This is a genomic window from Stenotrophomonas sp. TWI602, assembly GCF_039674045.1.
Classification (GTDB): domain Bacteria; phylum Pseudomonadota; class Gammaproteobacteria; order Xanthomonadales; family Xanthomonadaceae; genus Stenotrophomonas.
Genome location: NZ_JBDJMT010000007.1, coordinates 147,499 through 154,328, shown reverse-complemented (window position 1 = coordinate 154,328; position 6,830 = coordinate 147,499). Strand labels below are relative to the sequence as shown.

Annotated in this window: 7 protein-coding genes; 1 reads left to right on the top strand and 6 read right to left on the bottom strand. The window is 66.1% G+C overall.

Annotated elements, in window-relative coordinates:
* Positions 1-134: 134 nt before the first annotated feature.
* The 4 genes from ABE483_RS09860 to ABE483_RS09845 form a co-directional block, all read right to left on the bottom strand.
* The gene (locus ABE483_RS09860) at positions 135-404 is read right to left on the bottom strand and encodes an SHOCT domain-containing protein (RefSeq protein ID WP_284128632.1); all 270 of its coding nucleotides are present in this window, start codon (positions 402-404) and stop codon (positions 135-137) included.
* Positions 405-437: 33 nt separating this feature from the next.
* Positions 438-1,427, bottom strand: coding sequence for a porphobilinogen synthase (hemB, locus tag ABE483_RS09855; protein WP_313209399.1), 990 nt, complete (start codon positions 1,425-1,427; stop codon positions 438-440).
* Between the two features lie 39 nt (positions 1,428-1,466).
* Positions 1,467-2,384 (bottom strand): bestrophin family ion channel, encoded by a 918-nt coding sequence (locus ABE483_RS09850; RefSeq protein ID WP_313219351.1) that lies wholly within the window; start codon positions 2,382-2,384, stop codon positions 1,467-1,469.
* Positions 2,385-2,518: 134 nt separating this feature from the next.
* Positions 2,519-2,767, bottom strand: coding sequence for a hypothetical protein (locus ABE483_RS09845; RefSeq protein ID WP_019185442.1), 249 nt, complete (start codon positions 2,765-2,767; stop codon positions 2,519-2,521).
* Between the two features lie 181 nt (positions 2,768-2,948).
* Here ABE483_RS09845 and ABE483_RS09840 point away from each other — a divergent pair, with 181 nt between their 5' ends.
* Positions 2,949-3,407 carry a hypothetical protein gene (locus ABE483_RS09840; RefSeq protein WP_019185443.1) on the top strand — a complete coding sequence of 153 codons (459 nt, stop codon included), beginning with the start codon at positions 2,949-2,951 and terminating at the stop codon, positions 3,405-3,407.
* Between the two features lie 83 nt (positions 3,408-3,490).
* On the opposite strand, the gene ABE483_RS09835 is transcribed toward ABE483_RS09840, so the two are convergent.
* Together ABE483_RS09835 and ABE483_RS09830 are read right to left on the bottom strand one after the other, a co-directional pair.
* Positions 3,491-5,302: a DUF885 domain-containing protein gene (locus ABE483_RS09835; RefSeq protein WP_346481599.1), complete on the bottom strand. Its 1,812-nt coding sequence runs from the start codon at positions 5,300-5,302 to the stop codon at positions 3,491-3,493.
* Positions 5,303-5,411: 109 nt separating this feature from the next.
* Positions 5,412-6,686 carry a M12 family metallo-peptidase gene (locus tag ABE483_RS09830; protein ID WP_346481598.1) on the bottom strand — a complete coding sequence of 425 codons (1,275 nt, stop codon included), beginning with the start codon at positions 6,684-6,686 and terminating at the stop codon, positions 5,412-5,414.
* Positions 6,687-6,830: the final 144 nt, after the last annotated feature.

Here is a 6,830-nt window from a genome sequence, read left to right as displayed (position 1 = left end):
CGAGCAAGGTGGCGCTGGTAGCGGTCATGCGCAAGATGCTGGTCATCCTCAACGCCCGCAAGCGGGACGCCGAGGCCGCGTTGGTCTGCACCTGATAAGACAGTTGCTACCCGTGGAGGCGGCGCCGCCCAGGGTCAATGGCCCTGCAGCAGCTCCGCGCGCAGCTGCTCGTACTGCGCTTCGCTGATCTCGCCGTGATCCTTGCGCTGGTTCAACGCGGCCAGCTGTGCCTGCAAGGCGGGCGACAGCTGCGCCTCACGGGCGATGCGGGCCGCGGCGGAGGGTTGCTCCGGTGCCTGCCGCGCGGCGCGGCGCACGCCACGGATCACCAGCCCGATCACCACGGCGAAGGCCAGCACACCGGCCGTCCAGGTCACCCACTGTAGCCATCCCATCGTCTGCATCGTCGTCGTCCTGTATCGGGTGGGCGCGTATTGTCAGCGCTCACGCAGCCAACGCGCCACCTGCGGGGCGAAATAGGTCAACACGCCATCGGCGCCGGCGCGCTTGAAGCCGATCAACGACTCCATCACGCACGCCCGCTCGTCCAGCCAGCCATTGGCGAAGGCCGCCTTCATCATCGCGTACTCGCCACTGACCTGATAGGCGAAGGTCGGCACGCCGAACTGCTGCTTCACCCGGCGCACCAGGTCCAGGTAGGGCATGCCCGGCTTGACCATCACCATGTCCGCGCCCTCTTCCAGGTCCAGCGCGATCTCACGCATGGCCTCGTCGCCGTTGGCCGGGTCCATCTGGTAGGTCTTCTTGTCCGCCTTGCCGAGGCCGGTGGAGCTGCCGACCGCGTCGCGGAACGGGCCGTAGAACGCCGAGGCGTACTTGGCCGAGTAGGCCATGATCCGCACATTGACGTGGCCGGCGGCATCGAGCGCACGGCGGATCGCACCGATGCGGCCGTCCATCATGTCCGAGGGCGAAATGATGTCCACGCCCGCTTCGGCATGCGACAGCGACTGCTTGACCAGCGCCTCCACGGTAATGTCGTTGAGCACATAGCCCTTGTCATCGATGATGCCGTCCTGGCCGTGCGTGGTGTACGGATCCAACGCGACATCGGTCATCACGCCCAGCTCGGGGAAGCGCGACTTCAATGCGCGGATGGCGCGCTGTGCCAGGCCGTTCTCGTCCCATGCCGCCGCGGCATCGAGCGACTTGCCGGCCGGATCGATCACCGGGAACAGGTCGATCACCGGAATGCCCAGCTCCAGCGCTTCTTCCGCCACTTTCAGCAGCTCGTCGATGGACAGCCGCTCCACGCCCGGCATCGAGGCCACCGGCGCGCGGCCGGCCAGCTCGTGCACGAACACCGGATAGATCAGGTCGTCGGTGGTCAGCGTGTTCTCGCGCATCAGGCGGCGCGAGAACTCGTCGTGACGCATGCGGCGGGGGCGATAGTCGGGGTGTGCCATGAGGAACTCCGGAACAGAATGCAGGAAGGAGTGCAGGAACTACTGCAGCAGGTAGTGCCGCGGTTGCAGCGGCTCGGGCAGCGGCTGGACGCCCAGGCTGTCGAGCAGGTCGATCTCGATGATGCGCACCATGGCATCCAGCGGCAGGTCGTTGGATTCCAGCCCGAAGGGTTCTTCCATCTCCTCGCCGAGCTGGTCCAGGCCGAAGAACGCATAGGCGAGCACGGCCGAGACCACGGGAGTGGCCCAGCCCAGCGAGCTGGCCAGGCCGAAGGGCAGCAGCACGCAGAACAGCCATGCGCAGCGGTGCAGCAGCAGCGTGTAGGCGAACGGCAGCGGCGTGGTCAGGATGCGCTCGCAACCGGCCTGGATGCTGGACAGTGCATGCAGGCGCGTTTCGAACTGGGTGTACAGGAACGGATCAAGCTGGCCGGCGCGCAGCGCCTGGGCGAGATCGGCGGCAATCATCGCCAGCAGCTGGTCGGGCGCGTTGAGGCGCTGGCCGAACCGCGCGCGATCGGCCTCGGGCACCCACGGCAGCGCCGCCAGCGCCATGTCGCGGCCACGCAGGCGGGCGGCCAACGCATGCGCGAAGCCGATGCACAGCCGGCACACGCGGTCGCGCAGCGCAGGATCGTCGACCAGCAGCGCCTGGCACAGGCGGGCCAGGCTGCGGGATTCATAGATCAGCTGGCCCCACAGCTTGCGGCCTTCCCACCAGCGCTCGAAGCAGGCGTTGTTGCGGAAGCTCAGGAAGATCGACAGCACCAGGCCCAGCAGCGTGAACGGTGCCACCGAGACGCGCTCGATGCCCGGCGGGTGCCACAGCTCGGCCAGGGCAGCCACCGCGATCGACAGCAGCAGGATCGCCACCACCTTCGGGGCCACCGCCGGAACGATGGAGCCGCGCAGGATGTAGAGCAGTTGCCAGCCGTGGGGACGAGGACGAATGATCATCGGTGCAGGGAGAGCGCCCGGACGGGCGTGGACCGCCGGCAGAGCCGGATGCGGCAGCCGGTCATTCTACGCCGATGGTACCGGGCGGCCGTGAGCTGCGACGGTCGGTCGCACCCGGGCCGCGCACGGGCCGCTCAGATGATGCCGCCACCCAGCCCCAGCCGGACGATGCCCACCACCACCACGATGCCGTTGAGCACCAGCCCGGTCCAGGCCCGGCCGCGCTTGCTGGCGTGGGTGAACAGGATGCCGATCGCGGCGATGACCGCGCCCACCGCCGCGAACGGGATCAGGAACCAGTTGCCCCACCCCAGCAGCGGGATCAGGGCCACAATCATCCAGAGCAGCGCGACGATGCCCCACAACAGACTGATCAATCCCATGCCCGGCTCCTTGAGGTGAATGCGTGGCCCACCATAGCGGTTCCCGGCGCAGGCGCAAGCGGCAGCGAGACGCCGTTGGCGGGGGCCTCACCGGGCCGGTGCTAGGGTGCGCTGGCAGGGGTTGGGACCGATTCAGTCGCCAGCGCCGATCATCCCAGCCATCACACACAGGGGTAACGCCATGAACATCCGATGCGCTGCATTGCTGGGCCTGGCGCTGCTCAGCGCCGGCTGCGCCAGTACCTCCAAGGTCATGCTCGGCCAGGCGCGTGCGCCGGTCGATCCGGCCACGGTGCAGATCTACTCCACGCCGCCGGCCGGGTCGCAGGAAATCGCCCAGCTCGAATCGGCCAGCGCGGTGGGTTTCGGCACGCAGGGCCAGACCGATGCCGCGGTCATGCGGCTCAAGCGTGAGGCCGCCGCCCTCGGGGCCAACGGCGTGATCCTGATGGGCGTGGGTTCCAGCGGCTCGCCAGTCGGCATGTCCGTCGGTGCGGGCAGCTACGGCTCGCACGTGGGCGGTGGTGTGGGCATCGGCATCCCGACCACGCAGAAGCGCGCGGCCGGTGTGGCGATCTGGGTACCGAATCCGCCGCCGGCGCCGCGTCTGCCGACGCAGACGATCACGCCGCAGCGGTAACGAAGGCCGCGGTAGGCCACGACCGTTGGTCGTGGCTGCTGGGATAGCGCACCGACCAACGGTCGGTGCCTACCGCAAACGCGTCAGCGCTTGGCCGCGCTTTTGTACTTCGGCACGAACACGTCATTGACGGCCTTGGCCAGCTGGTCCGGCGGCAGCAGGCCCTGGTCGAGCAGGAAGTTGTTGAACGCCAGCCGGTCGAAGCGATCGCCCAGCGCCAGCTCGGTCTGCATGCGCAGCTCAAGAATCCGGGTGTAGCCGTAGAAGTAGCTGCCGGCCTGGCCGGGCATGCGCACCATGTAGCGGTCCAGCTCCTGCGTGGCCATCGCCTTGGACAGGCCAACCTCATCGATCAGCACGCGCTCGGCGTTGGCCCGGTCGATCTGACCCAGGTTGAGCATCGGGTCCAGCATCGCGCGCGCGGCCCGCAGCAGGCGGAACTGCAGCGCGATCAGCTGACCGTCCAGCGGCTCGTACGGCACCATCTCCGCTTCGGCATACAGCGCCCAGCCTTCCACGTTGACCGAATTGAAGGCGAACATCGTGCGGGCCAGCGAGATGCCGCGCTCGACCATCGCGGTGAACTGCAGTTCGTGGCCCGGGCGGCCTTCATGCGCGCTCAGCGTCCAGGCGGCCGAGCCGAAGTTGAAATCGTCGTACTGCGCGGCCTTGTCGCCGGCGGCCGGGTTGCCCAGCGGCAACACGAAGGTGCCCTGCTGCCCGGTATTGCCGACCAGCGGCGCCGGCAGGAAATGCGGTGCCGGCGAGGCGGCGCTTTCGGCGGCCGAGCCCAGGCGCATCTGCATCGGACGCTGCGGCACATCGACAATCCTTTCCTTGCGGATGATCGGGTCGATCGCATCGATCACGCCGCGGTAGTGGTGCTCGAGCTGATCGTCGGGAATCTTGTCGCCCTTGAGCGCACGCACCACCGCCACCGGATCGGTGCTGTCGGTGACCTTCAGGCCCTTGGCCTGCACCACCAGCGGCGCCAGCTGGCGCATCGCCGAGCGGGTTTCCATGAATTCCAGCTGGGCCCGCTGCATCAGCAGCGCCGGGGCGATGTCGATGCCCACGCGCTTGAGCTGGTAGGCATACAGCGGCTCGGGCAGACGCGCATCGGTGCGGGCCTTGGGCAGCACCTCGCGGCGGGTCCAATCGCGGTACTCGCGCAGCTGGCTGGCGATGGTCTGCAGCGCCTGCTCGGCGCCAGCCACCTTGTACTTGCCGAACAGCTGCTCGATGCCGGTGATGTAGGTGTCCACATTGGCCAGCGACTGCTCGACTTCGATCTTCGTCGGCTGCAGCAGGGTCTTCTCGCCCAGGCGTTCTTCATAGCGCTGGCGCGACAGGGTGGTCACCGGCTGCGTGCCCGGGGCAAGCCCGGCGTAGGCCTTCAGGCGATCCAGCGCCTTGGCCCGGCGCTCGGCCGGCACCTGATCGGACAGCAGCAGGTTGAGGCCGCTGAACACGGTCTGCGGGGTGTCGCTCCACGGCAGCAGGTATTTCTCGTTGAGTTCGCTGCCTTCGATGTTCTGGTCGGCGGCGGCGATCATGATCGCCAGGTCCTGGCGGACGTTGGGATCGCGCTCGGTGGCAAGCTTGGCCTGCAGTTCACTGCGCGCCTTGGCCATCGCCGCGCGGTAGCGGGCACCGTTGTCGGGGCCGAAGTCGGCCACCTTGTCGTCATAGCCCGGCACGCCGAAGAAGCCGGTCTCTTCCGGCTGGAACGGGCCCTGCGCATCCAGCAGGATCTGCGCCAGCTGGTTGCTGCGGGTGACCCATGCTGGCGAAGCGGCGGGCTTGGCGGCAGCCGGGGCGGCCAACGCCGGCGGGGCCGACAGCGCGGCGGGAACGGACAGGGCCAACGCAACAGCAAGGACAAGCGGCTTCATGCAGGAACTCCAGGGCAGGATGCCTGCGACCCTACGCACTTGGCGGGTCGGGGGCAATTGGCCGGAGGTCATGGCTTGATTGTTAACCTCCCGGCCCGGGTCAGTCTGCTCACGGGTCTGGATAGAATGCAGCTATTGTGGCTCGTGTCTCATTCAACACGCGGACGTTGTCATGCAGACGCGCCGTTCCAGCCGGCAATCCGTTGTGGCTCACCCGCGGAGATGACCAGCGGTTGACCCGTCCGCATGCACGATCACTGCAATCGTAAGCCATCACTGTCCTCCACCGGTCAGGTGTATTCAATGGTGATTGATAGCCATGCCCGTATTGGAATTTTGGAGGGCTGATGGACGCGTGTGCAGGATCATGGTCGGCGCCCAAGAGGTGGCCGATTTCATGGGCGAGGCTGTTGATCTCATTAGGAAGGCAGCGACGTTCAACCACCGCAAATGCCGTTTCCTTCGTTGCCAGAAGCCGTTGTGCTTGACCGCAGACGGATTCCGGATCTTTCGTGTCGATGATCATCAGCATCAAATCCGCCTTTTCGAGATGCCTCATCCTATGCACCAGCCAGAGCGGGCCGTTAGAGCCCAGAACAAGGTCATCCAGCGTCTGTACCACGCTGGATTCAGCGTAGCCGGGCAGCGCATTTCCAGCCCGCTGTAGTTCAACCCGAATACCGCTAGCGAGGAAGCCAGCAGTTGCGTGTTCGACCGCTCCCTCCATCATTCTGAAAACCTGCTCCCTACCGTTGGCAAGCGCACCATTTCCGTACCCAAAAGCCACGCGTATCGTCGATACCGCGGTTGATGGGGAAGCAGCCTTATCCAGGATGAGCGGGTCCGCCGGATAGGGATCACGCACCGTGGGTGCTTCATTGGGAACCCGGCGCAGATCGATGCGCACCAGTAGATCCCCAAACAGCTGATACAGCAAATGGCCACGTGAAAAACTGGACATGAGGTCGCCGTTGCCCAGCTCGGTGATTTCGACAGTGCTCGACATTCCCCCAGGCCCCCGCACGCCGATGATCGTCCCTGCCCACAGTTGCCGCGACGTGGGCGAGCGCTGGACATCATGCGTGCTGACATCCGCCACATATAGAGGAACATCTTCCGGCTCTCTGGCGATCAGGGGCGTGCGCTCGATAATGAACACGTCGTCGAACAGATCGACCTGGATCCGATCGGACGCCAGTGCCGTGCGATCTACCTTGACCCGGCGCACCCAGTCATACATTCCGCCGGCATAGTGCTTGCGCGCCTCCAGCCCGGGATCCCACCCACCAGTGGGAACCTCGATGAACGGTAGCGCCGCAAAGGTTGTCGGCGCTAAAAACAAACCACACAACACAGCCATCAAGCCACTCAAGATTCGTTCCACCGCTCCACCTCGCCCGCAGCATTGCCCAAACGGGCAGGTGCATCGAGACTAGAGACCGCGGGTACGCAGAACCCAGCGTGGCATCACGGTATCAACGAAAACAGCAGTCATTGCGAATCCAGAAGGCAGCAACGTCAGCTTCGC